The organism is Pseudomonas sp. CFBP 8772 (assembly GCF_014841665.1).
GTDB lineage: Bacteria > Pseudomonadota > Gammaproteobacteria > Pseudomonadales > Pseudomonadaceae > Aquipseudomonas > Aquipseudomonas graminis_B.
In genome coordinates, this window is record NZ_JACYUI010000010.1 from 88870 (window position 1) to 114159 (window position 25290).

Below are 25290 nucleotides of genomic sequence, written 5' to 3' on the forward strand. Positions count from 1 at the left end.
AGCGCCAGTGTGCTTTTTTGCTGAAAGGGTCTGATCGATCAGAACGCCGTGACGCCTCCGTCCACTGCCAGCGAGTGACCGGTGGTGAACGCGGCGCCGTCGCTGCACAGGTAGAGCACGGCAGCGGCGATTTCTTCGACTTTGCCGATGCGGCCGACCGGGTGCATGGTCGCGGCGAATTCGGCTTTGCGCGGGTCGGCTTCGTGGGCGCGGCGGAACATGTCGGTGTCGATCACCGCCGGGCACACGGCGTTGACTCGGATGTGTTTCTTGGCGTATTCGATGGCCGCCGATTTGGTCAGGCCGATCACCGCGTGCTTGGACGCGCTGTAGATGCTCATCTTCGGCGCCGCGCCCAGTCCGGCGACCGATGCGGTGTTGACGATCGCCCCGCCGCCCTGAGCCAGCATCAGCGGCAACTGGTGTTTCATGCACAGCCAGACGCCTTTGACGTTGACGCCCATGATCGCGTCGAACTCGGCTTCACTGCCTTCGGCGAGGCGGCCCTTCTCGATTTCGATGCCGGCGTTGTTGAAGGCGTAATCGACACGGCCGTAAGCGTCCACGGCCTGGGCCATCATCTGCTGCACCTGGGCGTCCTTGGTCACGTCACACGGCAGAAACAGCGCTTCGCCTCCCGCCTGCCGAATCAACTGGGCCGTGCCCTCGCCGCCCGCGCTATCCAGATCCACCACCAGCACTTTCAGGCCGTGTTCGGCGAACGCCAGTGCGGTCGCTCGGCCAATGCCTGCAGCGGCGCCGGTGACCAACGCAACCTGGCCGGAAAACGTCATGCTCATGGGGTCGTCCTTTTTTGTACGTATTAATAGGAGGCTCGGCACATGCCGTGGTGGGCCGCAGCTTAGGGGTCGCGACACAATCGGCGTCAGCACTATCAGGAGGCCGGTTGCCGGGCCATTGGTGGCGATGATGATCCGCGAAGTGCGCCATCAGCAGCATGGATCGGCGGGCATTCGGTACAGTGGCATTCCTTGCTGTCCGGACCGTTACGGTCTATCACTGCCGCTTCGCCGATAATCGAGAGCCTGCCATGACTGCCTTGAACAACCGCCAATTCCTCCTCGCACGCCGCCCGGTGGGTGCTGCCAGCCGGGAGGATTTCACCTTCCAGACCGTGCCCGTTGCGGAGCTCGCCCTGGGACAGATCATGGTGAAAAGTGAATACCTGTCCCTGGACCCGGCCATGCGCGGCTGGATGAACGAGGGCAAGTCGTACATCGCACCGGTCGAGCTGGGCGCGGTGATGCGCGCGTTGGGTGCAGGCAAGGTGATCGAGTCGCAGCACCCGAAATTCGCGGTGGGCGATTATGTTCAGGGCGTGCTGGGAGTGCAGGATTATTTCGTCGGCGAGCCCAAGGGCTTCAACAAGGTCGACCCCAAGCTCGTGCCGTTGCCGGTGTACCTGGCGGCGCTGGGCATGACCGGCATGTCGGCGTATTTCGCCCTGCTCGAAGTCGGCCAGCCCAAGGCCGGTGACACCGTGGTGATTTCCGGCGCGGCCGGTGCGGTGGGCAGCATTGCCGGTCAGATCGCCAAAATCAAAGGCTGCCGGGTCATCGGCATCGCCGGCGGCAAGGAAAAGTGCCAAACGCTGATGGATGAGTTCGGCTTCGACGGCGCCATCGATTATAAGAACGAGGACATCCACGCCGCCCTGAAACGCGAATGCCCCAAGGGCGTGGACGTGTATTTCGACAACGTCGGCGGCGACATCCTCGATGCGGTCCTGACCCGCCTGGCGTTGAAGGCGCGGGTGGTGATCTGCGGCGCCATCAGCCAGTACAACAACAAAGAAGCCGTCAAAGGCCCGGCCAACTACCTGTCGCTGCTGGTCAACCGCGCACGCATGGAAGGTTTCGTGGTCATGGACCATGCGGAACACTTCGCCAAAGCCGGGATGGAAATGGCCGGCTGGCTGGCCCAGGGCAAGCTGAAGAGCAAAGAGCACATCGTCGAAGGCCTGGAAACTTTCCCCGAAACCCTGCAGATGCTGTTCAAGGGCGAAAACAGCGGCAAGCTGGTCCTGAAGGTATGAGGTGAAGGCGAGACCGCAAGGGGTGAGCCGTCGCTGATAATCCGCTGAACAACTCACGGATAACGCTGCCAAAACCACCAGAGGGCGCACTCTGGTGTAAGCTCGTGCGCTGTTGATCCGACCCATCGAGAGGCTTATGCGGGCTCCCTTCCGACGTTCTACCCTTGCAGCGCTGCGCGGTTTTGAATCCTCCGGCACGGCGATCACGATTCTGCCGAGTGCCGCCGATTACCGGCAGACGCTGCTGGCAAAGATTGCCGCCGCCACCCGGCGGATTTACATCGTTGCCCTGTACTTGCAGCAAGATGAAGCCGGCCAGGAAATTCTCGATGCGTTATACGCCGCCAAGGCTGCCCGGCCGGCGCTGGACGTCGTGGTGCTGGTCGACTGGTTCCGCGCCCAACGCGGCCTGATCGGCGCCGGCAAGCAGGCCGGGAACTCGGCGTGGTATCAGGCGCAGAACCTGGAACACGACCAGGAAGTGCCGGTGTATGGCGTGCCGGTGCAAACCCGCGAGCTGTTCGGCGTGCTGCACCTTAAGGGCTGCGTCATCGACGACTGCGTGATTTACAGCGGCGCCAGCATCAATAACGTCTATCTGCACAAGCTCGGCAAATACCGGCTCGATCGCTATCACCTGATCGACAGCAGAGGCCTGGCGGACTCGTTCCAGCGCCTGGTGCAGCAGGATATTCTGCCGTCTGACGCCGTGCATCGCCTCGACCTGCCCTCGCCGCCCAGCTCGCGCAGCTTGCGCGGGGAGATTCGTCAGTTCCGCCAGCACCTCAAGCGCGCCAGCTACGACGTCAACGATGGCGTGCGGGACAACGGTGGGTTCCGCGTCATTCCGCTGCTGGGCATCGGCAACAAGAACCCGCTGAGCAAAACCCTCTGCGACCTGATTGCCGCGACGAACGAGCAACTGACGCTGTGCACGCCGTACTTCAACATGCCGCTGGTGGTGAAGCGCGAGATCAACCGCGCGCTGAAGCGAGGTGTGAAGGTCGACATCATCATCGGCGACAAGACTGCCAACGACTTTTTCATTTCGCCGGAGGAGCCGTTCAAGGTGATCTCCGCGCTGCCGTATCTGTACGAGATCAGCCTGCGTCGTTTCATGCAGAAGCATCAGACGGCGATCGCCAAGCACCAGTTGAATATTCATTTGTGGAAAGACGGCGACAACACCTATCACCTCAAGGGCCTGTGGTCGGACGACCGCTACACCCTGCTGACCGGCAACAACCTGAACCCGCGGGCCTTTCAGCTGGACCTGGAAAACGCCGTGCTGATCGATGACCCCAAGGGCGAATGGCTGAAGCCACGCGCGCAAGAGATCGCGCTGCTGATGCGCGATACCCATCGGGTCGGCAAGTTCGACGAGCTCGACACCCTGAGCGAATACCCGGTCGGCGTGCGCACCTTCCTGCGCCGTGTCAGCCGGGTCCGCGTCGAGCGCCTGCTCTACCGGATTCTGTAAGCCCATGGGCAAAAGCACCGGCGTGCGCGCGCAACAGGCCGATCAGACCCGGGCGCGCATTCTCCAGGCGGCGATCACGGTGTTCACCCGCGACGGCTATTCCGGCGGGCGCATCGAGAAGATCTCCGCCGAAGCCGAGTCCAACGACCGGATGATTTATTACTATTTCGGCAGCAAGGAGAAGCTGTTCGTCAAAGTGCTTGAGCACACCTACGAGCAGTTCAACCGCGCCGAAAGCCTGCTGTCACTGGATCCGTCGACGCCGGTGGACACGCTGCGCCAGTTGGTGGCGTTCGTCTGGGACTATTACGTCAGCCACCCGGAATTCGTTGCCATCCTCAGCATCGAAAACCTGCACAAGGGCAAGCACGCGCGCCAGTCCGGTGAGCTGCGACGCCTGTCAGGCGAAGCCGTCGGCGTGCTCAGACCAATCATTGATGCCGGTCAGGCGCAGGGTCTGTTTCGGCAGGACCTCGACATCAAGCACGTGTATTTGATGATCGCGTCGCTGTGCTACTTCTATAACTCCAACCTGCACACCCTCAGCTCGTTCCTGGGTCAGGACATGGCGGCTGATGGGGAGCGCACGGACTGGTTGGCCTTTATTCAGGACTTGGTGATGCGCGGGGTGGCAAAGACCGCTCAGACGCCACACATCTAAACTGTGGGAGCGAGCTTGCTCGCGAAGAGGCCAGTACATCCGCTGATTATTCTGTGGTTGAGATACCGTCTTCGTGAGCAAGCTCACTCCCACAAAAGCCAGTACACCCGCTAGATATTTAGCGGTTGAAATGCAGTCTGTGGGAGCGAGCTTGCTCGCGAAGGCGCCGGTACATCCGCTGAATATTCTGTGGCTGAGATACCGCTTTCGTGAGCAAGCTCACTCCCACAGAGGCCAGTACACCCGCTAGATATTTAGCGGTTGAAATGCAGTCTGTGGGAGCGAGCTTGCTCGCGAAGAGGCCAGTACATCCGCTGATTATTCTGTGGTTGAGATACCGTCTTCGTGAGCAAGCTCACTCCCACACGGACTTTATTCAGCACAGGTCCAGCGCAGTCCCTGAAGAGTAAGTAAATCCCTCAGGCTTACCCAATCAGTGCGTTCCGGGATTGGCTTTCAAATGCGCCACCTTCTCTGACAACCCCGTCCACTGCGGTTCATTCGGCGCAAATCGGCTGCGCAGGTACGCCGCCAGGTCGCTGATCTGGGTGTCTGACAGGCTGTCCTTGAAGCCCGGCATGTAACCCAGATCTGCCGTCGCCGGCCTGTCTATTCCCTGCTGAATCACTTTGATCAGATTGTCCGGCAACGCGCTGTGGACATTGGTGTTGGTTGCCAGCGAAGGGCTCACGCCAAACAGCTTCGGCCCCAGACCGTCGGCATGACACCCCTGGCACGAGCCTTCGAACACCCGCTGGCCATTGCTCAACGACTGGGGCGAAACGCTGGGCATCTCTGCCAGACGAGTCGCCGTCGCCGGACGGGCATCAGCGCTGCCGGACGCCGGCTCATTCAACGCCGCCAGATACACCGCAATCGCCCGCACATCGCTCTTCGGCAGTTTCGCCAGTTCCGAGACCACCGGCCCCATCGGTCCTGCGGCCACACCGTGGGCATCGGAATACCCGCTGCTCAGGTAGTTGAACAACTGATCCTCGGTCCACGGCGTTGGCGCCTTCGACAGGCTGTTGAGCGCCGGCGCTTCCCAGCCGTCCACCGTGCCGCCCGCAAGAAACGACGTGCCGCCCTTCTCCGCCCCCAGCAGATCCCGGGGTGAATGACACGCTGCGCAATGCCCCAATCCATTGACCAGATACTGACCGCGATTCCACTGCGCGCTTTGCTGCGGCTGCGTCTGCACCTCGCCTTTGCGCAGGTACAAGGCATTCCAACCGGCCATCAACGGTCGCACATTGAAGGGGAAGCGCATGTCATTGGCGGGCTGTACCTGTTTTACCGGCGTCTGCGACATCAGGTACGCGTACAGCGCCTGCATGTCGGCGTCTTCGATATTTCTGAAGGCGGTGTAGGGAAACGCCGGATAAAGGTGTTTGCCATCGCGACTGATGCCGTCACGCATCGCCCTTTCGAACGCCGGATAGGACCAGTTGCCGATGCCGGTCTCCGGGTCCGGGGTGATGTTGCTGCTGTATAAAGTGCCGAATGGCGTCTGCATCGCCAGCCCGCCGGCATTGCTGGCGCCATTCGGGGCGGTGTGGCAGACCGCGCAATCGCCGACCGCTGCCAGCAAACGCCCGCGCTCCAGGGTCGCCGACGACCAGGTGCCCGATGAAGGCGGCGTGATCGGCGCGATTTCCCCACGCCAGGGTAATGCGGTCGCGGCCATGCCCAGCAGCGCACCGAACGCTGCGAACAACGAACCGAACAGCCATTTCGAACGTTTGGCTTTCGGCGATTGCGGGGGTTGGCTATTGGCCTGCGTGCCTGCGCTGTTCAGCGCGGCAAGAATGCGTTCCGCCGTGATCGGCAGCTCGCGAAAGCGAATCCCGGTAGCGTCATACACGGCATTGGCAATGGCCGCCGCGCTCGGCACCGACGCCGACTCACCGGCGCCCATGGGCGGCTCGGCCTGGCGCGGCATCATCATGACGTCGACTTTCGGCACTTCCGGGAACGTCAGAATCGGGTAGCCGCCCCACTCCTTGCTCGCCACCGTGGACTCCTCGAACGTCACCCGTTCCTTGAGCACGCGGCTGGTGGACTGAATGACGTTGCCGTGAATCTGATGCTGCACGCCCGCGGGGTTGACCATCATGCCGGCGTCGTGGCCGATCACCACCCGGGTCACCGAGACATCGCCGGTGTGCTTGTCGATCGCCACGTCCGCGACCCATGCCGCCCAGGCCGCGCCGAAGCCGGGAAACTTGCTGTGGATGTAGCGCGCGTAAGCAAAACCGCGCCCGCGCAAGACGCCGTCTTCTTGCGGGATCTGCATCGGTTGGGTGCGCGGCGCCCAGTCGGCCCGGGCGGCGGTGGCACGAACCAGTTCAGCAGCGCGCTCGTCGTGCAGATACCGAAGCCGGTACTCGACGGGGTCGACGCCGGCCGCGAAAGCCAACTCGTCGATGTAGGACTCGTGTGCAAAGGTATTGGGAAGCGCCGACACGCCGCGCATCCACGACGCCCGCACAATCGGCGCCATGTCGTGAATGGTGACGCGCATGTGCTCGATGTCGTAGGGCGGGATCGAGGTGCGATCGCCCATTTCGAACATCGTCGCCACCGGCTCCACGCGCCCGGTCAGCAGCAAGGCCAGGGTCGGCGAGTTGTTCGACGGGTAGCAGGTGCTGAAGTCATAACCGGCGATGCCGCCATCGGCATTAATCCCGCCGTCGACTTCCATCAATTGAGCGGTGCCTTTCGGCTCCCAGGCATGTTCCTGCTCACGGGTCAGTTGCACGCGCACCGGCCGGCCCACGGCGCGGGACAGCAGCACCGCGTCGGCGCAAACGTCGTCAGCGCAGTTGCGCCCGTAACAGCCCGCCGCTTCCATGCGGATGATGTCGATGCGCTCTTCCGGGTATTCCAGCAGCCAGGCCAGATCGGCGCGCAGCATGTGAGGGTTCTGCGTGCCGGACCAGACCCGAATGCCATCTTCGCTGTAGTCCGCCAGCCCGCACGAAGGTCCGATCGAGCCGTGAATCTGGTAGGGCCACAGATAGGTTCGCGTCATCCGCTCGCTGGCCTGAGCCAACGCCTCTTCGACATTGCCCTGATCGAGCACCACGCGCTCAATGCTCGGGTTGTCGCGAATCGCCTGCTCGATGTTGCTCATGTCCGGCAACTGATGCTGCCACGGCTTCCAGGTGACCTTGAGCTCGCGCGCAGCCTTGGCCGCCTGCTCTTCACGCATCGCCACTATGCCGACGAAGTCGCGAATGACCACCACGCGGACGATGCCGGGAATGTGCGCGATCGAAGATTCGTCGACGTCCAGCAGGCTGGTGCCGACGAATTCGCCGGTGTCGTAACCGGCGTAGGGCGGACGTACGACGCGGCCATGGAGCATGTCCGGCAAACGCATGTCGTGCACGTAGGTCAATTCGCCAGTGGCCTTGCCCGGAATGTCCACACGGGCGGCGCCCTGCCCCACCAGTTTGTAGTCCTCCAGCCGCTTGAGTGGCGCATTGCCGGAGATGCGCAACTCGACGCGCTGATCGACCAGCAGTTGGCCAAAGGTCAGTTCGCGCCCGTCCTGCGCCTTGATCGCCCCGCTTTCAATCACCAACGATTCCACAGCGACCGCCCAGCGCTGTGCGGCCTGCTGCAGCAGGTACCGCCGGGCCTCGGCGGCGGCATTGCGCAGCGGAATGGCGGAAATCTGCAGCGTGGCGCTGGCGATGGTCGCACCTTGATTCGGCGCACGCTCGGTGTCCCCCAGAATCATCGTCACCTGATCCATCTGCAGGTCCAGCTCTTCGGCGACGATCTGTGTCAGCGAGGTGCGGATGCCGGTGCCGAGGTCGACGTGGCCGTTGAAAGCGTAGACGCGGCTGTTCTGATCGATGGCGATGAACAGCCCCAGCTCCATGGGCCGGACCGTGGGCATGCCGCCTTTGGCCACCGGACCGGACGGCGGCAGGATGTCGTCGACGATCAACAGCACGCCGTTTTGGGCGAGCAATTCATCGCGCGTGGGCAAAGTCTGGGTCATTGGACGGGATCCGGGCTGGGCTGATGACGCGCGGCACGCATGACCGCACTCAGGATTTCCAGGTGCGTGCCGCAGCGGCACAGGTTGGCCGACAGTTCGTTGCGGATCTGCGCTTCGGTGGGGTGCGGGTTGCGGTCGAGCAAGGCTTTGGCGGTCATGATCATGCCGTTCATGCAGTAGCCGCATTGCGCGGCCTGTTCGTCGATGAAGGCTTGCTGCACCGGGTGGGGGCGGTTTCGCGAGCCGATGCCTTCCAGCGTGGTGATCTCACGCCCTTGCGCGCCCGCCAGCGGAAACACACAGGAACGTGCGGCGACGCCGTCGATGATCACCGTGCAGGCGCCGCACTCGCCCAGGCCGCAGCCGTATTTGGGCCCATTGAGGTGCAGGTCGTTGCGCAGGATCAGTAACAGCGGCGTGTCAGGCATTGCCGTGACGCGTGTGGCCCGACCGTTGACGTTCAGGGTCACGGTCTTCTCCGCCGCCCACTGTGGCTCGCTCGTGTCAGCCTTCATGTGTTACCCGCTGTAGCTTGCATTTGATGAAGTGATTACTTCATGAAACGAGAGCAGGAAGCATGCCAGCGAAGAAAAGGCTGTAGGACGTTGGAGTTTTGGCGGTGGGTTCAGTCGTTTCGACGTCGCGATTTGGCCGACTGAACATCGTCCATGTGGGAGTGAGCTTGCTCGCGAATGCAGTGGATCAGGCACATAAATGTCGCGGGCAGATCGTGTTCGCGGGCACGGGCGCTCCTAAAAGGGTGCGTCAGCCGGCGTTATTCATCACCCTCGTCGATCAGTTTGCGCAGCAGAAACAGCACAGCCACACGCTCGGCAGGATTGAGTTTGCTCAGGGTCAGTTCACTGATCTGCGCGGCGCGGGGCACGGTTTCCTGCACTAGATGCAGGCCACTGTCGGTCAGGCTGCAGATGACTTTGCGGCGATCCTGCGGGTCCGGCTCAAGGCTGATCAGGTCCCGGGCTTTCAGGCGATCGACGATGCCGCGAATGGTGGCCTGGTCCACGGCGGTGGCCTTGACCAGCTCAGTCTGGGAGCTGGGGCCGTGATCGCGCAGCGCACACAACGTCACGAATTGCACTGCCGTGAGCTGCGAATCACCGACGTTCTGCTGGAAGATCGCCAGATGCCGCTGATAGGCCTTGCGCAGCAAATGGCCCACTTGCTCGGAGAAGGTGTAGGACGAGTTATTGTTGGAAGGGTTGTCAGTGGACACGGATGGCTCGTTCGGCAGGATCTGGGAAGTGGTGGCTACAGTAACGTTTGCGGGGGTTGAGGGGAATCTTCGGAACGAGCGTGTTTTATCGCGCCAGAGATGCGCGTATGGATAAGGCGATATCGACTGTAGGAGCGTGGCTTGTCCCGCGATCTGGCGCGCAGCGGCAGTGATATTGCCAACGCGGTGCGTCAGTAAGAGCGCGATTGTCGGGTTTACGGCTGCTGCGCAGCCGATCGCGGGACAAGCCACGCTCCTACAGGTCCGCGGTGGGATGTATATCTGCCTCAGGCCTTTGAAGCCTCTGGGGCCACCACTTCGCCTGCCAGCACCACGGCCTGGTCGTCCAGATATATGTCACAACGGCGAAGCGGGATATCCAGGTGACACGGCGTTTTGCGTGTGCCGCCGACCTCGGTGTTCGGCCCCGTGGAGAACAGGAAATTGCCGTAGAACGCCCGGGCGTCCATGCACATGCCGTCGTTCTTGTCGTGCAGGCCCATGGCCGTCCATTGGGCGCGGGGTTGCAGGCCCCAGCCGATGTGGGAAATGCCGTAGACCTCCGGATCATTGAAGTACTTCAGGTACTCGCGCAGGTACTCCGCCTCGAATCCACCGTGAATCCCGGTGATAAAACCCTTGTCGATTTCCAGCGTGATTTGCTCGCGGGAATAGGTTTTGAACGGCAGCACGATATCGCCGACATCAATGACCAGCGTGCCCTCGGCGGTCTCTTCGTTGGGCCAGGAAAACAGGAAGCCGCTGGGCCAGTGATCCCAACGGCCCGGCTCGTCGGCGAAACCGTATTCGGTGACGGAAGGGTATTGCCCCAGTTGCGCACGGAAATCGCTGCCGGCGCGGGACTTCACCTGAATCGAGCGCGCCGCTTTCAACACCTGTTCGGCGGCCTGCACCCGCTCCTTGTCGGCCACTGTCGGCAGCATCCGCGCCAGCACTTCAGGGGGCTCGACCGCCAGCAGGATCCGCGTGCCGGTCTTGAGGATCTGCTCCTGCTCCGGCGAATGCAGCAGCATCATCGTGTCGACGATCAGGTCAGCCGCCTCCAGGGCACGTTGCGCCGCGATGTTGCCGGTCAGCGCGGTGTCGCCGCAGTAGGCGGTCATGTCATTGCCCATGGCTTTGGGGTGATTAAACGACGGCAGCTCGACCGCATACACCTTCGCGCCAAGGCGTTGGGCGGCGTCCATGGCCGCGCGCACCGTGCGCCCATCGGAGTAGTGGCTCTTGAGCACCGCCACGCTCTGGGTCGCGTCCACTTTCGACAGTTTCAGCACGTGTTCGAACATCTGGGTCAATTCGCAATCGCTAACCGGCATCTCTTCTCTCCTCTCGGGGGATGACCGGTCGGATGCACCATTGCAAGGCGTCGCGCATCAGACCAGTGCATTTTTTAAAGCGTACACACTTATTTAAAGCGATAAGACATCAATCCGGACGCCGCTGCAATAGGCACGCCACTATGTTACCTAACCACACAGATACCCGTATATATGGGTTACAGCGAGTGACATGTCTGTTTGCGACACCTCCGGCCGTTTCTGGAAATATCGGTTCACTTTTAAAAATATCAGCGTATACACTTTAAAAACCCAGCGACGCGACAGCCCTTCTTCGCCTCGCCGTCATCCAGAGCTCCTGTCATTCAGAGCTCATGAAACACAAAGGAATGCGCGCCATGCCAACCACGCAAAAAATCGCCATCGTCGGATCCGGTCTGGGGGGCGCTGCGGCTGCAACGCTGTTGCAGAAAGCCGGTTTCCACGTCGACATCTACGAGCAGGCCCCCGCGTTTTCACGCATCGGTGCCGGGATCCACATGGGCCCGAACATCATGAAAATCTTCCGGCGCATGGGCATCGAGCAACAGCTGAGCGACATGGGTTCGCACCCGGATTTCTGGTTTAGCCGCGACGGTGCGACCGGCGACTACCTGTCGCGCATCGCCCTGGGCGAGTTCTCCCTCAAAGAGTACGGCGCGGCCTACATCACCGTGCACCGCGGGGACTTGCATGCGCTGCAAATGTCGACGCTGGCGCCCGGCAGCGTGCATTTCAGCAAATGCCTGACCACGCTGGAGGAACGCGACAACGGCGTGCGCCTGAACTTTGCCGACGGCACCCACGCCGACGCGGACATCGTGATCGGCGCCGACGGCATCAATTCGAAGATCCGCGAAGAGCTGCTGGGCCATGAGAAACCGCTGTACAGCGGCTGGGTCGCCCACCGTGCGCTGATCCCCAGCGAGTTACTCACCAAGTACAACCTGGAGTTCGAGAACTGCGTGAAATGGTGGAGCGAGGACCGTCACATGATGGTTTATCACACCACCGGCAAGCGCGATGAGTACTACTACGTCACCGGCGTGCCCCATGCGGCGTGGGATTTCGAGGGCAACTGGGTCGACAGCAGCCGGGACGAAATGTACGAAGCCTTCGCCGGCTACCACCCCACCGTGCAGGCCCTGATCGAGTCCACCGACAGCGTGACCAAGTGGCCGCTGCTCAACCGGAACCCGCTGCCCCTGTGGAGTCGCGGCCGCCTCGTTTTGCTCGGCGATGCCTGCCACCCGATGAAGCCGCACATGGCCCAGGGCGCCGGCATGGCCATTGAAGACGCCGCGATGCTCACCCGCTGCCTGCAGGAAACCGGCCTCAGCGACTACCGCACCGCGTTCCAGCTCTACGAAACCAATCGCAAGGAACGCGCCTCTCGCGTGCAAGCGGTTTCCAACGCCAACACCTGGCTGCGCACCCAGGAAGATCCGGCCTGGGTCTACGGCTATGACTTGTACGGCCAGGCGCTGAAATCGGGGGTGGCGGCGTGAGCACATTCATTCATGGCGGCAACGTCCAGGCCAACGGTATCCGTCAGCATTACCTGCGCTACGGCGGCGACACACATTCGGGCAAACCGGCGCTGATCCTGATTCCGGGCATCACCAGCCCGGCGATCACCTGGGGGTTCGTTGCCGAGCACCTGGGCCAGTTCTTCGACACCTACGTGCTGGACGCCAGGGGTCGCGGGCTTTCTTCCACGGGGCCGGATCTGGATTACAGCGTCGACACCTGCGCCGATGACATCGGTGCGTTCGCCGCCGCCATGGGCATCGATAGCTACCACCTGGCCGGTCACTCGATGGGCGCACGTTTCGCCGTACGGGCGTCGATTCGTTGTTCCCAAGGACTGAAAAGCCTGGTGCTGATCGATCCACCGGTGTCCGGTCCGGGGCGTCGAGAATACCCGGCGAAGTTGCCGTGGTACGTCGACTCCATCCGCCAGTCGCAACAGGGCATGAGCGCCGAGGACATGCGCACGTTCTGCCCGACCTGGACCGAGGAGCAGTTGCAGTTGCGTGCCGAGTGGCTGCACACCTGCTACGAACCGGCAATCGTCCGCGCCTTCAATGACTTCCATGACGTGGATTTCCATCAGGACCTGCCGAATCTTCCGGTCCCTGCCCTGCTCATCGTCGCTGAGCGTGGGGGTGTGATTCAGGCGGAAGATGAGGCCGAGATCCGACAGCTGCAACCGAACATTCTGATCGCGCGAGTGGAAAACGCCGGGCACATGATTCCGTGGGACAACCTGCCGGGGTTCTTTGCCGCGTTCGGCGATTTCCTGGGCACGCCGCTGACCTGACGGTCCTTGCTTATAACGATGAACAGGAGAACCCAATGACCGATTCACAAAGCGCGGACGCCAACTATCAGGGCGTCTGGGGCAATCGCATCGGTTTTGGTGCGAAACCGGCCTTGCTGATGATCGACTTCATGCAGGGCTACACCCAACCCGGTGCACCTTTATATGCGCCGGGTGTGGTCAGCGCCGTGGCCGAAAGCGTCGAGCTGCTGGCCTGCGCACGGGAACACGGCATCCCGGTGGTGCACACCAATATCCGCTACCACCCCACGCATTTCGCGGACGGCGGCATGTGGGTGAGAAAAGCGCCGGTGATGAAGGACATGGTCGAAGGCAATCCGCTGGCCGCGTTCTGCGAGGCCGTGCAGCCATTGCCCGAAGAGGTCGTCATCAGTAAGCAGTACGCCAGTTCGTTCTTCGGCACCTCACTGGCATCAATGCTGCACGCCCAAGGCATCGATACCGTCGTGCTGGCCGGTTGCTCCACCAGCGGCTGTATCCGGGCAACCGCGGTGGATGCCGTGCAGCACGGTTTCCGGACCATCGTCGTGCGCGAGTGCGTGGGCGACCGTCACCCCGATCCCCACGAAGCGAACCTGTTCGACATCGACAGCAAGTACGGGGATGTGGTTGGTAAGCAGGAAGCCATAGAGCAGTTGCGGGCCGTGAGCTCCAAACGTTAAGCCGCAAGCTGCAAGCTGCAAGTGAAGCGCACGCGTTCCCCTCTTGCAGCTTGAAGCTTGTGGCTTGCCGCTGAAGTTCGCAGCCTGCCTCACCCATATCAGAACACCGCAAACACAGGCAAAATCAGCCGCCGCCGCGCTCACCGGTCGAAGAACCGCCAGGAGACACCCATGCCCTCTGCGAATGTAGAAACCTCCGCGAACTTAACCGCGGACCCGATCAAAGCGCTGTACACCAAGATCACCTGGAAGCTCATCCCCTTCCTGTGTTTCTGCTACCTGGCCGCGTACCTGGACCGCATCAACATCGGCTTCGCCAAGCTGCAGATGCTCGACCAGTTGCACTTCAGCGAGACCGCGTTCGGGCTCGGCGCCGGGCTGTTTTTCGTCGGTTATATCCTGTTCGAAGTGCCGAGCAACCTGGTGCTGGAAAAGGTCGGCGCGAAAATCTGGATCGCGCGGATCATGATCACCTGGGGCTTGCTGTCGTCCTGCACGCTGTTCGTCAGCACGCCGACGCAGTTCTACGTGCTGCGCTTTTTGCTCGGCGCCGCTGAAGCGGGCTTTCTGCCGGGGGTGCTGTTTTACCTGACCACCTGGTTCCCGACCTATCGCCGGGGTCGCATCATCGCGCTGTTCATGATCGGCCTGCCGCTTTCCAGCGTCATCGGCGGCCCGCTGTCGGGCTGGATCATGGGCCATTTCGACCAGACGGCCGGGCTGCGCGGCTGGCAGTGGCTGTTCTTGATCGAGGGCATTCCCAGCGTGCTGCTGGGGGTGATGACGTTCTGGGCGCTGCCGAATAACCCGAAAGAAGCCAAATGGCTGAACGGCGCCGAGCGAACCTTGCTGGAAGGCGAACTGCGCCTGGACGATGCCGAGGGCAAGGACAGTAAGCACAGCTTTCGCGACGGGTTTTTCAATCTGAAAGTGTGGATGCTGGGCGGCATCGATTTCTCGATCTTGCTCAGCGCCTACGCCATGGGCTTCTGGATGCCGACGTTCATCAAGAACGCCGGGGTCACCGACACCTTCCACATCGGTGTGTTGACGGCATTGCCCAGCGTGGCGGCGCTGATCGGCATGCTGATGATCGGCGCCAGCTCCGACCGTCGTCGTGAACGTCGCTGGCACATCATCGTGCCGTTCTGGATCGGCGCCGTGGCCATGGCCGCCAGCCCGTTCTTCACCCATAACCTGGTCGCGACCGTCGCGCTGTTCGCCGTGGCGTCGGCCGCGATCATTGGCGCCGTGCCGGTGTTCTTCAGCCTGCCGGCCACATTCCTCAAAGGCCGGGCGGCAGCGACAGGGTTTGCGTTGGCCTGCTCGCTGGCGAACGTTGCGGGATTGGTGAGCAACTCGATGATGGGCATCGCCATCGATGTCACCGGCAGCAGCGCCGGGGCGTTGTGGTTCTTTGCCGGGTGCCTGATTCTGAGCAGTTTTCTGGTGGTGGCGTTGCCGGCGAAGCTGGTGAACAGATAATCAGATCTAAATCCTGTAGGCGCGTGGCTTGTCCCGCGATCGGCGACGCAGTCGTCGTGTATCCGGTAGATGCGGTGTATCAGGTGCAAAGGGCGTCTGACTTTACGACTGCTGCGCAGCCGATCGCGGGACAAGCCACGCTCCTACACTGCTAATCGCATTCATCCAATAACAACGGTGGAAACCGCTCATGCAGGCGTTTGTGAAAAGCTGTGCCCTGGCCCTGACGCTGGGACTGTCCGCGACCTCCTTGCAGGCCGCGGAAAAGGTCATCTTCGACACCGATTTCAACGTGCTCAACGACGACGGCCAGGCCTTCATCATGCTGGCGCAACTGCACGCGCAACAGCGCATCGATCTGCTGGGCATGACCCTTGTCAGTGGCAACGCGTGGGTCGATCAGGAGCAGGTCGATGCGCTGAAGGCGGTCGAGCGCATGGGCGTGGAAAAGGACATCGGCGTGTACTCCGGCGCGGCCTACCCGCTGCTGCACGACTTCGCCACCTATGAACAGGAAAAAGCCCTGTTCGGCGCAGGCTGGCCGGGGGCGTTCAAGACCCCGCGCCCGACCTCGGCCTCACAATTGGTTTCGCCGCCGGACGGGCTGGCTACGCACACTGCATTGCGCAGTAAATCCGCCGCGCAGTTCATCGTCGACAGCGTGAAGGAAAACCCTCACGAAGTGACCCTCCTGGCCGTTGGCCCGTTGACCAACATCGCGCTGGCGATTCGCAGCGCGCCGGAAATCGTGCCGCTGATCAAACGCATCGTGTACATGGGCGGCGCCATCGAGATCCCCGGCAACACGACGCCAGCGGCGGAATTCAACTGGTGGTTCGACCCCGAGGCGGCAAAAATCGTCCTGCGCTCGCCCATCGAGCACGTGATTTTCCCCAATGATGTCTGCGAAAAGGTCATCTTCGACGCCTCGGTCTACACAAGCATCGTCGCCAGCAAAGGCGTGATTCCCGACCTGTACAAAGCGGTGCTTGGGCCTGAGTTCGACAAGGACCCGAACCATCACAGCTTCACCTGGGACAGCCTGCCCGCGCTGTACCTGGTGCATCCGGAACTGGTCACTGAGTCGAAAGACCTGTGGGTCGACGTCGACGCCCACTTCGGACCGGATTACGGCCGCTCCATGGGCTACAAGAAGGGCGCGCCCGTCGGCACGCAGAAGGCGAAAGTGGTGTACGCCGTGGACCAGAAAAAGTTCTGGGACGCCTACGTAGATCTGGTCACTTTGCCTGCGCCGGTCAAACGCTGATCGCCTCATTTCGCGCCGATGATATGAAACGGCCCAACCGGCGGTAGGCAGCGTCAGCCGATCAGGGTCATCAGCTGCTGGCGCTGGGCATCGGTGAGCAAAGGCCCTCTGGCGGCTTCGGCGTTTTCCTTCATGTATTTCGGATTGCCCGTACCGGGGATCGCGCACGTCACCGCCGGGTGTGAAATCAGAAACTTCAGCGCCAGTTGCGCCCAGCTCCTGGCATGCACTTCCCCCGCCCAGCCCGGCAGGGGTTTGTTGCGCAAGCGGCCGAGCAGACTGCCGCCACCAAAAGGCCGATTGCAGATCACCGCCACCCCGCGCTCACGACACAGCGGCAACAACCGCGCTTCGACAGCGCGATCGTCCAGGGCGTAATTGATCTGCAGGAAATCGAAAGCGTCGGCCTTCAGCGCGGCTTCCACCTCGGCGTAGGCCGACGGGGTGTAGTGCGTCAGGCCGATGTAGCGAATGCGCCCTTGTTCTTTCCACTGACGCAGCGTCGGCAAGTGGGTTTTCCAGTCCAGCAGGTTGTGAATCTGCATGAGGTCGATGCGCTGGGTCTGCAGCAGCCGGAACGAGGCTTCCATCTGGGCAATGCCTTCATCGCGTCCCCGGGTCCAGACCTTGGTCGCCAGAAAAGCCGGCGACGACGGCTGATGGATCGCCAGCGACTCGCCGGTGGTTTCCTCGGCGCGGCCGTACATCGGCGAACTGTCGATCACCCTGCCGCCGGCGTGGAACAGCTGGTCCACCACGGCGGGCAGCAGTTTGTACGCGTCGCTGCCGGGCTCGACATCGAACCCGCGATACGTGCCGAGACCGATCATCGGCAATGCTTCGCCGCTGGATGGAATGTCTCGCGTGAGCATGTTCCGTTCTCCAGATTGGCCGGGCGAAGGACCGGGTTGCGGCGCTTCGGATGCCTGCGCATGGCGACTGACGGCGTCAAACACCAGCGCCGCCGAGGCACCGGCTGCCAGGGTGAGCAGTCTTCTGCGGGTGAGCGGGTGTGGGTCGGTCACGGGCATCTCTCCGGGTCGGGCTGACGTGAACGCACAGTGATTGATCGACCCCACGCGGCCGGCCTCGGTTCAAATCCGCAGGACCATCAGCGCCTGCACTGGCCTCTTCCCGGCTAAAGCCGGTCCCACTAAAAAGCAGCGCGTGCATCCAGAGGCACCCCGGCGGCGGCGTAGGACCGGCTTCAGCCGGGAAGCTCTTGATCTGCGCAGCGCTTTTGGTCTTCACAGTCTGCCTCCGGGCAGACGCTCTTGATCTCTGCAGATACTGCGACCATCTGCGCAGATCGCGGGAACGCTGGGCAGCCCCATGCGTCACAACTGCATCTTGAACACTGGAGCACACGAAATGAAAACCGTCATCACCCTGAACGAACTCGCCAACGCCGACCTTCGCCCCTACACCGAAATCTGGCTCACCTCGCCAACCGCCGTGCGCGAACCCCACCACACCAATGACGAACTGTGCCTGTGGCGCGCCAATCAAGTCTTCTCCCACGACATGCTCAGCGAAGGCACCCATGGCCAGAACGTGATGCCCGTCTGGCTCGTCGTCGACAACATTGATAACCCCGACCAAGTCCTGGAGGTCGAAACCCAAGTGCGTGAACGCCTGCTGACCGCCGGGCTTGAGGGAGAGTTTTATCCCGCTGAAGTGGGCGAAAGGATCGACGGGGTCAAGTGATTTAACGTCGCGGTGGCGACTTGCGCCGCAGCCTGACCCACCATATCGACGCCTGATCCGATGCCTCAAGCTGGCGGCGTTGCGCCCAGGCGTTTCCACATCGGTTTGGTCAGGCGCTGGGTGTGCTTGTAACCGGCCCACGGATCCGCCTTCAGCTTGCGCAACCGCTGCTGCAGATTGGCGATGTTCCACTGCGCCGAGGACTTCACCTCCGTCAGCTCATCACGGCTGATGGGCACCGACACTGGCAACCCTGGCCGCGCCCTTGCCGAATAGGCCACCACGGTGCTGGCGCCGCGGCTGTTGCGCAGGTAATCGATGAAAATCTTTCCGACGCGGTTCTTCGGCCCGGACGTCGCAGTGAATCGGTCCGGCAACTCCCGCGACATGAATTGCGCCAGCGCCTTGGCGAAGGCTTTGACCGACTCCCAATCGGCCCGACGCGCCAGTGGCACGACGATGTGCATACCCTTGCCGCCACTGGTCTTGACGTACGCGTCCAGGCCCAGCTCATCAAGGGTCGACAGCGTCAGTTGCGTGGCTTCGATCATGCTGCGCCAAGGCAACTGGTCGTCCGGGTCGAGGTCGAGAACGAAGTGGTCCGGCAGCTCGATCTGATCATAGGTCGCGCCCCAGGTGTGCAGCTCGATGGTGCCCATCTGCGCCGCGCCGACCAGTGCCTTGACGCTGTCGATCTCCATCAACCGCGCGTGGCCGGGGTCGAGCTTGGGGTCTAGCTGCTTGATATTGGGGATCGCCATGCGCTCGGAATGCTTCTGGAAAAACTGCTCGCCTTCCACGCCCTCGGGGCAACGCAGCAGCGCCACGGGACGGTGGTCGAGGTGCGGCAGAATCCAGTCGGCCACTGACTCGTAATACTGCGCCAGCTCGATCTTGTGCAAACCGCTCTGCGCATCAATCACCCGTTCGGGATGGCTGACCATCACGCCGGCCACTTCGATGCGGTCTTTGCCAGCGCGCTTACGGGTCGGGCTGGATTTCTCGGCGCCAGCATTGTCACCGGCCCCGGACTTCTTCGCGGGCGCTGAGGCCTTGGCGGCACGGGGCTTGAACGGCGCTTTGATGTCCTTCGGCGGTATCGGGTGCTCGTGGACCACTTCGCTGGCCGGCTTGTCTCTGCGCAACGAGACAAACGCCGAATGACGGATGATGCCGTCGCGGGTCCATTCGCCGAACTCGACTTCCGCCACCAATGTCGGCTTTATCCAGTGCACGCCCCGGGCCTGGGCGCTCGTCACTTTTTTCTCCAGGGGCGATGTGTCCTGTTCCAGCGGCTTCATCTGCTCGAGCAAGTCGCCGAGCATTTGCTGGTTGAACCCGGTGCCGACCCGGCCGGCATACACCAGGCCGGCGCCCTCCTCGTTCACCGCCAACAGCAGCGCGCCAAAACCGTTGCGCGCGCCCTGGGGTTTAGTGAAGCCGACAACGACGAACTCCTGCCGCAACTTGCACTTGAGCTTGATCCAGTCGGCATTGCGACTGGACTGATACACGCTACCGGCACGCTTGCCAATGACGCCTTCGAGGGACATCAGACTGGCGCTCTCGATGATGTCGCGATGGCCTGCCGAGAAGGCTTCGGAGAACCGCAGCAGGCCTTTTTTCTGTCGCCCAAGGACTTTCTTCAGCGCCGCGCGACGGTCTTCGACGGGCGTATCGCGCAAGTCTTCCCCGTTCAGAAAAGGCACGTCAAACAGGTAATAAATGATGTCCATGCTGCGGTCGATGTCGAACGCATTCTGCAACGCCTGAAAATCCGGCAACCCGGCGTCATTGAGGACCACGACTTCGCCGTCCAGCCAGGTGTTGTCCAGCTTCAGACCGCCAATGGCCTTGGCCTGCAGCGGCAGGCGCTCGGTCCAGTCGTTGCCGTTGCGGGTGAGGAACTTCACCTCGCCGTCGATGATCCGCGTCAGTATCCGGTAGCCGTCGTACTTGATCTCGTAGAACCATTTGCCTTCGGGCGGCGCGTCCATCAGCGTCGCCAACTGCGGCGAGAGCTTGGCCGGCACGCCTTTCTGTTTGGGCGACGGTGCTCTGGCTTTCTTTTCCACTGGCTTTTTTGCGGGCTTCGTACTGGCCGAAGTTTTACTGGCGGGTTCAGGCGCCGCCGATTGACGTTTGGCGTTCTTGGCCGGGTTACGTCCCTCGCCCACCGTTGCGCCACTGACCACGCTCTCAGGTTTGTCGACGACGATGTCGTAGTCTTCGCCCGCGCGCACGGCGTCGTCCTTTTCCTTGATCAACAGCCACTGCTCCTTGTCGCTGTTGCCCGGCAAACGGGTCCGTACCAGCGCCCAGTCACCGGTGAGTTTTTCGCCGATCAGGGTGAATTTGAGCTTGCCCGCCTTGTAGGTTTCCTGCGGGTCGCCGTGGGGCTGCCAGATGCCCCGATCCCAGACGATCACGTCGCCGGCGCCGTATTCGCCCTCGGGAATGCTGCCCTCAAAGCTGCCGTAGTCCAGCGGGTGGTCTTCAACGTGCACCGCCAGGCGCTTGTTTTTCGGGTCCAGACTCGGCCCCTTCGGCACCGCCCAGCTTTTCAGCGTGCCCTCCAGCTCAAGGCGAAAGTCGTAGTGCAGATTGCGCGCATCGTGCTTGTGAATGACGAAACTCAGCGCCTTGCCTTTCTTGCTTCGCGTCTTGCCCTCGCCTTCGGCCGGCTCGGACGTGACATCGAAGTTGCGCTTGCGGGTGTATTCACTCACAGGTTTTGCCATGACGATGAACCTCTGCGCATTGGAACGCTGCATCTTTTAACGCTACAACACGACTCGCGTTCAAGAGGCCTTGGTGGTCTTCTTCCGGGGCGGTGCACGGCGCTTTGCCGGCGCATCGTCCTTGGACTCGGCTTTGCTTTTGCTGGCCGGTTTGGCTTTTGCAGGTGCCTTGGCTGCGCCGCTGCGACCTCCCAGACTGCGCTTGAGCAGCTCGGTCAGGTCGATGACATCAGCCGACTTGCGCTCGGTGTCGCCGGCGTCAGTCTCGACGTTCTCGATCTTGCCTTCGCGGGCCTTGGTTTCCACCAGCGACATGATCTGATCCTGGAAGGTGTCGCGGTACTCGTCGGCGTCCGGCGTCCACTCGGTGCTCATGTCCTTGATCAGGCGCTTGGCCATGTCCAGTTCGCTCTTGCTGAGCTTGACGTCGGTGGCTTCCTTGGGGAGTTCGAGGCTGTCCAGCCCGCGCACTTCCGAAGGCCAGCGCAGCAGCACGAGCACGATTGCCGATTCCAGCGGCATCACCGCCGCCAGGTGCTGACTGGTGCGAATCACCACATGGGCCAGCGCCACCTTGCCGGTGTCGACCAGCGACTGGCGCAACAGCGCGTAAACCTTTTCGCCGCGCTTGTCGGGGGCCAGGAAATAAGGCGTGTCGATGTGCTGGAGCGGAATCTGATCGCTGTCGACGAAACCGAAAATGTCGATGGTCTGGGTCGATTTCGGGTGCGCCGAGCGAATCTCGTCCTCGCTGATCACGACGTATCGCCCCTTCTCGTACTGCACGCCCTTGACGATGTTTTCTTTATTGATCTCCTTGCCGGAGACCTTGTTGATGCGCTTGTAACCGACCGGGTCCATGCTGCGCTTGTCCAGCCAGTCGAAATCGACACCTTGCCGGGACGTCGCCGACACCAGCGCCACAGGAATATGCACCAGCCCAAAACTGATCGCGCCTTTCCAGATTGCCCGAGGCATAGTTTGTATTTCCGATGGGGTGTGAGGGGGTATGTGTAAGCAGTGACCGGAGCGCACGCGGAAAAGTTTCGGCCGAACGACCGGAGCGTCACTCTTATCAGGGGCTGCCCGGCTTATGGGCAGTCATGGTCTCGGGCCGCAAGCCGCGCTGATCAACGCTGCGCGATTGCCCAGCGGCCCCTTCTTAACGCAATGAAAAAGCGTTAACCTCGCGCCACTCTATTCTGCACGCCGTACCAGAGCCGTCTCTGTCAGGCCTGCGACCTCACCGGTATCCCCATGACCTCCAGTTCCCCCGCAATCCACGGCGCCACGATGACCAAGGGCCTGGCGATGCTGTTCGCCTTCTGCTGCGGCGCGATCGTCGCCAACCTGTATTACGCCCAGCCCATCATTGGCCTGATTGCGCCGGACATCGGGCTGTCCGGCACCCTGGCCAGCTTCATCGTGTCGCTCACCCAGATCGGCTACGCCCTTGGCCTGTTCTTCCTCGTGCCGCTGGGCGACTTGCTGGAAAACCGTCGCCTGATGATCGTCACCACCGGCGTCGCCATTCTCAGTCTGCTCAGCGCCGCGTTCGCGCAAACGCCCAATCTGTTCCTGATCGCCTCGCTGCTGGTGGGTTTCAGCTCGGTGGCGGTGCAGATTCTGGTGCCACTGGCCGCCAACCTGGCGCCGGAAGAAACACGCGGGCGGGTGGTCGGCAGCATCATGGGCGGCCTGCTGCTGGGGATTCTGCTGGCCAGGCCCGCTGCCAGTCTGATCGCCGACCACTTCGGCTGGCGCGCGGTGTTCGGCACGGCGGCCGCGGTGATGCTGCTGATCAGCGTGGTGCTGGCGACCACCATTCCCAAACATCAGCCGACGCACACTGCCACCTATGGCCAGTTGCTCAAATCATTATGGACCCTGCTGCGCAAACAGCCGGTCCTGCGCCAGCGCGCGTTCTATCAGGCCTGCATGTTTGCCACCTTCAGCCTGTTCTGGACCGCCGCGCCGCTGGAACTGGCAGGCAATCACGGCCTGTCGCAAAGCCAGATCGCCCTCTTCGCCCTGGTCGGCGCCATTGGCGCTATCGCCGCCCCCATCGCCGGCCGCCTGGCCGATGCCGGACACACCCGGGTCGCCAGCCTGTGCGCGATGCTATTCGCCGCATTGAGCTTTCTGCCGAGCCTGATCGAACCGGCATACGCCGTGATTGGCATGGCAGTGACCGGGGTCATCCTCGATTTCTGCGTGCAGATGAACATGGTCCTCGGCCAGCGTGCGGTTTACGCCCTCGACGCCAAAAGCCGCAGCCGGCTCAATGCGCTGTATATGACCAGCATCTTTATCGGCGGCGCGATTGGTTCGGTGGTGGCGAGCGCGCTGTATGACCATGGTGGCTGGGTCTGGATTGTGATCGTGGGGAGCGTGTTTGCGGTGTTGGCGTTGTTGGGTTTTTTGAAGAACTCACGGCCATGAAGAACGGAGCACGGCACGCGGAGGATGCTTAGACCAAAGGCGTGAGGCGCTGCTCGCCGCCCAAGAAAAAACCGCCAATTCGGCGGTTTTTTTGTGAAGAGTCAGCCCCTGAAACCAGCCATGGGGCCAGTGGGTTCAAGGTCTCTTTCAATCTCGAGCGCTCCGCGCAGAAAGTGCATCTGCGAGGGGATTATTTCAACAGCGCGCTTGCGCGCTTCGGCACTGAATTCCGTCATTTCCCGAATCTTGGCCTTGCGTTTTTTGATGTTCATAACGTGCCCTCTCGCCATACATCCATAGCGCAGATTATGGCGGTAGCGCCGCGCCTCTGTGCGGTAACTATTTATAGCGAATGCATTTTTCGCGACCACATCACACATCAACCGCAACGCGGCTCTCTGCACGCTTGGCTCCCCGGCTAATCAGCCCCCTTGACCCTCAACTCGCGTTCCAGCCAGCGTTTCAAATCCGCCACCTCAGCCGTTGTAATCGTATGCCCTGCCCCGGCGTAGGAATGAAATTCCGGAACGATCAGCAGATTCTCCAGCACGGCTTTGGCATCCGTCGCGCCAGAGTAAGCCACGCGGGTGTCGGCCGAGCCGTGGCCGATAAACACTTTCAGCGATTTCAGGCGCTCATCAGGTTTCAAACGTGAATGGAGGGACGCGAGAATCTTGCCGCTCAAGGGTGCGATGCCGTGAACCAGTTCCGGGTATTGCAGGCCGATCTGATAGCTCATCATCGCGCCCTGGCTGAAGCCGACCAGGATCACTTTATCGGGCTGGGTCTGGTATTTCTCGGTGGCCTGCTGGATGAAGGTCCGCAGCAAGTCGGTGCTTTTGTCGACGTCGCTGGTCACGCCCTCGTATTCGGCCTGATCGGTGTCTTGGGTGAACCACTTGTAGCCGCCGCCGTCGACTTCCTGCGGCGCACGCACGGAGAGGTAGGTGTAGCTCGAGGAGAGATCGTTTTTGATATCGAGCAAGTCGCGCTCGTCGCTGCCGTAGCCGTGCAGGAAAATGATCAGGGGTTTGTCTTTCGATTCAGCGGGCGCCGCTGCCACGTACGGCAGCGCCAGATCGGTGAGCAGCGCAGGTTCTGCGTGGGCCATGCCAGTGAACATGCACAGCAGCGCGGCGAAAAATTTCATCATGGGGGTGAGCCTTTTTTGCGAAAAACGTCGGGCTCATCATACGCAGCATGTCGCGAATGTCAGCCCGTGAGTGTTCGATCAGAGCTGTCGGCGGGCTGTATGGGAGCGGGTTTTCATCTTGGCCGGGGATGGGCAATACGTTCAGGCTCGAAGTACAACGGAACGGCCGAATACCCGTTGCGGTCTAGGGATAAGCACATCAGCCCGTCGCCGAACCAAGGAGCACCCGTGAATATTTTTGAAGCCCTGAGAGAAAGTCATGACCGGCAACGCGGCTATGCCGATGCCTTGATCCAAACCCATGGCGACAGCAAGGAACGCGTCGAAGCCTACAAACAGCTGAAAGCGGAGCTGCAGGCCCATGAAACCGCCGAAGAGCGCTTCTTTTATATCCCGTTGATGCAGTTCGACAACGGCATCGACCTCAGCCGCCATGCCATTTCCGAGCACCATGAAATGGACGAAATGATGGAAGAACTCGACGAGACCGATATGTCCAGCCCCTCATGGCTGGCGACGGCCAAGAAGCTGTCGGAGAAAGTCCACCACCACCTCAAGGAAGAAGAGCAAAAGTTCTTCCAGTCGGCGGGTAAGCTGCTGGACGACAAGCAGAAAGAGTCGCTGGCCAGTGAGTATCAGAAGGAGTACGAGGAGCAACTGGCTGAAGCCTGAGCCGCTCTGAATGCTGAAAGCCCCGATTCTTCGG

General features: G+C 61.7%; 21 protein-coding genes. 11 read left to right on the forward strand and 10 right to left on the reverse strand.

The window, feature by feature from the left end:
* Positions 1–38: 38 nt before the first annotated feature.
* Complete coding sequence (locus IFT99_RS19495; RefSeq protein WP_065989312.1) at positions 39–800, reverse strand: SDR family oxidoreductase; 762 nt, start codon at positions 798–800, stop codon at positions 39–41.
* A gap of 251 nt (positions 801–1051) precedes the next feature.
* On the opposite strand from IFT99_RS19495, the gene IFT99_RS19500 reads away from it, so the two are divergent.
* The 3 genes from IFT99_RS19500 (at position 1052) to IFT99_RS19510 (ending at position 4197) form a co-directional block, all read left to right on the forward strand.
* Entirely contained in the window at positions 1052–2056 is a 1005-nt protein-coding gene (locus IFT99_RS19500; protein ID WP_192134449.1) for an NADP-dependent oxidoreductase, read from the forward strand.
* A gap of 136 nt (positions 2057–2192) precedes the next feature.
* The gene (gene pssA / locus IFT99_RS19505) at positions 2193–3536 is read left to right on the forward strand and encodes a CDP-diacylglycerol--serine O-phosphatidyltransferase (protein WP_192134451.1); all 1344 of its coding nucleotides are present in this window, start codon (positions 2193–2195) and stop codon (positions 3534–3536) included.
* 4 nt (positions 3537–3540) lie between these two features.
* Complete coding sequence (locus IFT99_RS19510) at positions 3541–4197, forward strand: TetR/AcrR family transcriptional regulator (protein WP_192134453.1); 657 nt, start codon at positions 3541–3543, stop codon at positions 4195–4197.
* Positions 4198–4630: 433 nt separating this feature from the next.
* Here IFT99_RS19510 and IFT99_RS19515 read toward each other — a convergent pair whose 3' ends face one another.
* The 4 genes from IFT99_RS19515 to IFT99_RS19530 form a co-directional block, all read right to left on the reverse strand.
* Entirely contained in the window at positions 4631–8212 is a 3582-nt protein-coding gene (locus IFT99_RS19515; protein WP_192134455.1) for a molybdopterin cofactor-binding domain-containing protein, read from the reverse strand.
* Positions 8209–8727, reverse strand: coding sequence for a (2Fe-2S)-binding protein (locus IFT99_RS19520; protein WP_192134456.1), 519 nt, complete (start codon positions 8725–8727; stop codon positions 8209–8211). The genes IFT99_RS19515 and IFT99_RS19520 overlap by 4 nt, the downstream gene beginning before the upstream one ends.
* Before the next feature lie 260 nt (positions 8728–8987).
* Positions 8988–9446: a MarR family winged helix-turn-helix transcriptional regulator gene (locus tag IFT99_RS19525; RefSeq protein ID WP_065989299.1), complete on the reverse strand. Its 459-nt coding sequence runs from the start codon at positions 9444–9446 to the stop codon at positions 8988–8990.
* Positions 9447–9733: 287 nt separating this feature from the next.
* Entirely contained in the window at positions 9734–10783 is a 1050-nt protein-coding gene (locus IFT99_RS19530) for a 2,5-dihydroxypyridine 5,6-dioxygenase (RefSeq protein ID WP_192134458.1), read from the reverse strand.
* A gap of 359 nt (positions 10784–11142) precedes the next feature.
* Here IFT99_RS19530 and IFT99_RS19535 point away from each other — a divergent pair, with 359 nt between their 5' ends.
* The 5 genes from IFT99_RS19535 to IFT99_RS19555 all read left to right on the forward strand — a co-directional run bounded on the left by IFT99_RS19535 (position 11143) and on the right by IFT99_RS19555 (position 16541).
* Complete coding sequence (locus tag IFT99_RS19535) at positions 11143–12291, forward strand: FAD-dependent monooxygenase (RefSeq protein WP_192134460.1); 1149 nt, start codon at positions 11143–11145, stop codon at positions 12289–12291.
* Positions 12288–13106, forward strand: a complete 819-nt coding sequence (locus tag IFT99_RS19540) for an alpha/beta fold hydrolase (RefSeq protein ID WP_192134462.1) — start codon at positions 12288–12290, stop codon at positions 13104–13106. The genes IFT99_RS19535 and IFT99_RS19540 overlap by 4 nt, the downstream gene beginning before the upstream one ends.
* A gap of 35 nt (positions 13107–13141) precedes the next feature.
* On the forward strand, positions 13142–13789 hold the full coding sequence (locus IFT99_RS19545) for an N-carbamoylsarcosine amidohydrolase (RefSeq protein ID WP_192134464.1): 648 nt from the start codon (positions 13142–13144) through the stop codon (positions 13787–13789).
* A gap of 171 nt (positions 13790–13960) precedes the next feature.
* On the forward strand, positions 13961–15274 hold the full coding sequence (locus IFT99_RS19550; RefSeq protein WP_192134466.1) for an MFS transporter: 1314 nt from the start codon (positions 13961–13963) through the stop codon (positions 15272–15274).
* 190 nt (positions 15275–15464) lie between these two features.
* On the forward strand, positions 15465–16541 hold the full coding sequence (locus IFT99_RS19555) for a nucleoside hydrolase (protein WP_192134468.1): 1077 nt from the start codon (positions 15465–15467) through the stop codon (positions 16539–16541).
* 53 nt (positions 16542–16594) lie between these two features.
* Here IFT99_RS19555 and IFT99_RS19560 read toward each other — a convergent pair whose 3' ends face one another.
* The gene (locus IFT99_RS19560) at positions 16595–17572 is read right to left on the reverse strand and encodes an aldo/keto reductase (protein ID WP_192134470.1); all 978 of its coding nucleotides are present in this window, start codon (positions 17570–17572) and stop codon (positions 16595–16597) included.
* 340 nt (positions 17573–17912) lie between these two features.
* Here IFT99_RS19560 and IFT99_RS19565 point away from each other — a divergent pair, with 340 nt between their 5' ends.
* Positions 17913–18248: a hypothetical protein gene (locus IFT99_RS19565; protein WP_192134472.1), complete on the forward strand. Its 336-nt coding sequence runs from the start codon at positions 17913–17915 to the stop codon at positions 18246–18248.
* Between the two features lie 65 nt (positions 18249–18313).
* Here IFT99_RS19565 and ligD read toward each other — a convergent pair whose 3' ends face one another.
* Entirely contained in the window at positions 18314–20989 is a 2676-nt protein-coding gene (ligD, locus tag IFT99_RS19570) for a DNA ligase D (RefSeq protein WP_192134474.1), read from the reverse strand.
* A gap of 60 nt (positions 20990–21049) precedes the next feature.
* Positions 21050–21967, reverse strand: a complete 918-nt coding sequence (gene ku / locus IFT99_RS19575; RefSeq protein ID WP_065989284.1) for a non-homologous end joining protein Ku — start codon at positions 21965–21967, stop codon at positions 21050–21052.
* 279 nt (positions 21968–22246) lie between these two features.
* Between ku and IFT99_RS19580 the strand changes: the two genes are divergently transcribed.
* Positions 22247–23431 carry an MFS transporter gene (locus IFT99_RS19580; protein ID WP_192134476.1) on the forward strand — a complete coding sequence of 395 codons (1185 nt, stop codon included), beginning with the start codon at positions 22247–22249 and terminating at the stop codon, positions 23429–23431.
* Positions 23432–23532: 101 nt separating this feature from the next.
* Here the strand turns inward: IFT99_RS19580 and IFT99_RS19585 are convergent, their stop codons facing one another.
* On the reverse strand, positions 23533–23703 hold the full coding sequence (locus IFT99_RS19585) for a hypothetical protein (RefSeq protein WP_192134477.1): 171 nt from the start codon (positions 23701–23703) through the stop codon (positions 23533–23535).
* A 146-nt stretch (positions 23704–23849) separates the two neighbouring features.
* The gene (locus IFT99_RS19590) at positions 23850–24584 is read right to left on the reverse strand and encodes an alpha/beta hydrolase (protein ID WP_192134479.1); all 735 of its coding nucleotides are present in this window, start codon (positions 24582–24584) and stop codon (positions 23850–23852) included.
* Positions 24585–24812: 228 nt separating this feature from the next.
* On the opposite strand from IFT99_RS19590, the gene IFT99_RS19595 reads away from it, so the two are divergent.
* Positions 24813–25256 (forward strand): hemerythrin domain-containing protein, encoded by a 444-nt coding sequence (locus IFT99_RS19595; protein WP_065989270.1) that lies wholly within the window; start codon positions 24813–24815, stop codon positions 25254–25256.
* The last annotated feature ends 34 nt before the right edge of the window (positions 25257–25290 follow it).

Coding starts and splice junctions, on each gene's coding strand:
- IFT99_RS19495 (WP_065989312.1), bottom strand. CDS start 800: ATGAGCATGACGTTTTCCGGCCAGGTTGCGTTGGTCACCGGCGCCGCT.
- IFT99_RS19500 (WP_192134449.1), top strand. CDS start 1,052: ATGACTGCCTTGAACAACCGCCAATTCCTCCTCGCACGCCGCCCGGTG.
- pssA (WP_192134451.1), top strand. CDS start 2,193: ATGCGGGCTCCCTTCCGACGTTCTACCCTTGCAGCGCTGCGCGGTTTT.
- IFT99_RS19510 (WP_192134453.1), top strand. CDS start 3,541: ATGGGCAAAAGCACCGGCGTGCGCGCGCAACAGGCCGATCAGACCCGG.
- IFT99_RS19515 (WP_192134455.1), bottom strand. CDS start 8,212: ATGACCCAGACTTTGCCCACGCGCGATGAATTGCTCGCCCAAAACGGC.
- IFT99_RS19520 (WP_192134456.1), bottom strand. CDS start 8,727: ATGAAGGCTGACACGAGCGAGCCACAGTGGGCGGCGGAGAAGACCGTG.
- IFT99_RS19530 (WP_192134458.1), bottom strand. CDS start 10,783: ATGCCGGTTAGCGATTGCGAATTGACCCAGATGTTCGAACACGTGCTG.
- IFT99_RS19535 (WP_192134460.1), top strand. CDS start 11,143: ATGCCAACCACGCAAAAAATCGCCATCGTCGGATCCGGTCTGGGGGGC.
- IFT99_RS19545 (WP_192134464.1), top strand. CDS start 13,142: ATGACCGATTCACAAAGCGCGGACGCCAACTATCAGGGCGTCTGGGGC.
- IFT99_RS19550 (WP_192134466.1), top strand. CDS start 13,961: ATGCCCTCTGCGAATGTAGAAACCTCCGCGAACTTAACCGCGGACCCG.
- IFT99_RS19555 (WP_192134468.1), top strand. CDS start 15,465: ATGCAGGCGTTTGTGAAAAGCTGTGCCCTGGCCCTGACGCTGGGACTG.
- IFT99_RS19560 (WP_192134470.1), bottom strand. CDS start 17,572: ATGCCCGTGACCGACCCACACCCGCTCACCCGCAGAAGACTGCTCACC.
- IFT99_RS19565 (WP_192134472.1), top strand. CDS start 17,913: ATGAAAACCGTCATCACCCTGAACGAACTCGCCAACGCCGACCTTCGC.
- ligD (WP_192134474.1), bottom strand. CDS start 20,989: ATGGCAAAACCTGTGAGTGAATACACCCGCAAGCGCAACTTCGATGTC.
- ku (WP_065989284.1), bottom strand. CDS start 21,967: ATGCCTCGGGCAATCTGGAAAGGCGCGATCAGTTTTGGGCTGGTGCAT.
- IFT99_RS19580 (WP_192134476.1), top strand. CDS start 22,247: ATGACCTCCAGTTCCCCCGCAATCCACGGCGCCACGATGACCAAGGGC.
- IFT99_RS19585 (WP_192134477.1), bottom strand. CDS start 23,703: ATGAACATCAAAAAACGCAAGGCCAAGATTCGGGAAATGACGGAATTC.
- IFT99_RS19590 (WP_192134479.1), bottom strand. CDS start 24,584: ATGATGAAATTTTTCGCCGCGCTGCTGTGCATGTTCACTGGCATGGCC.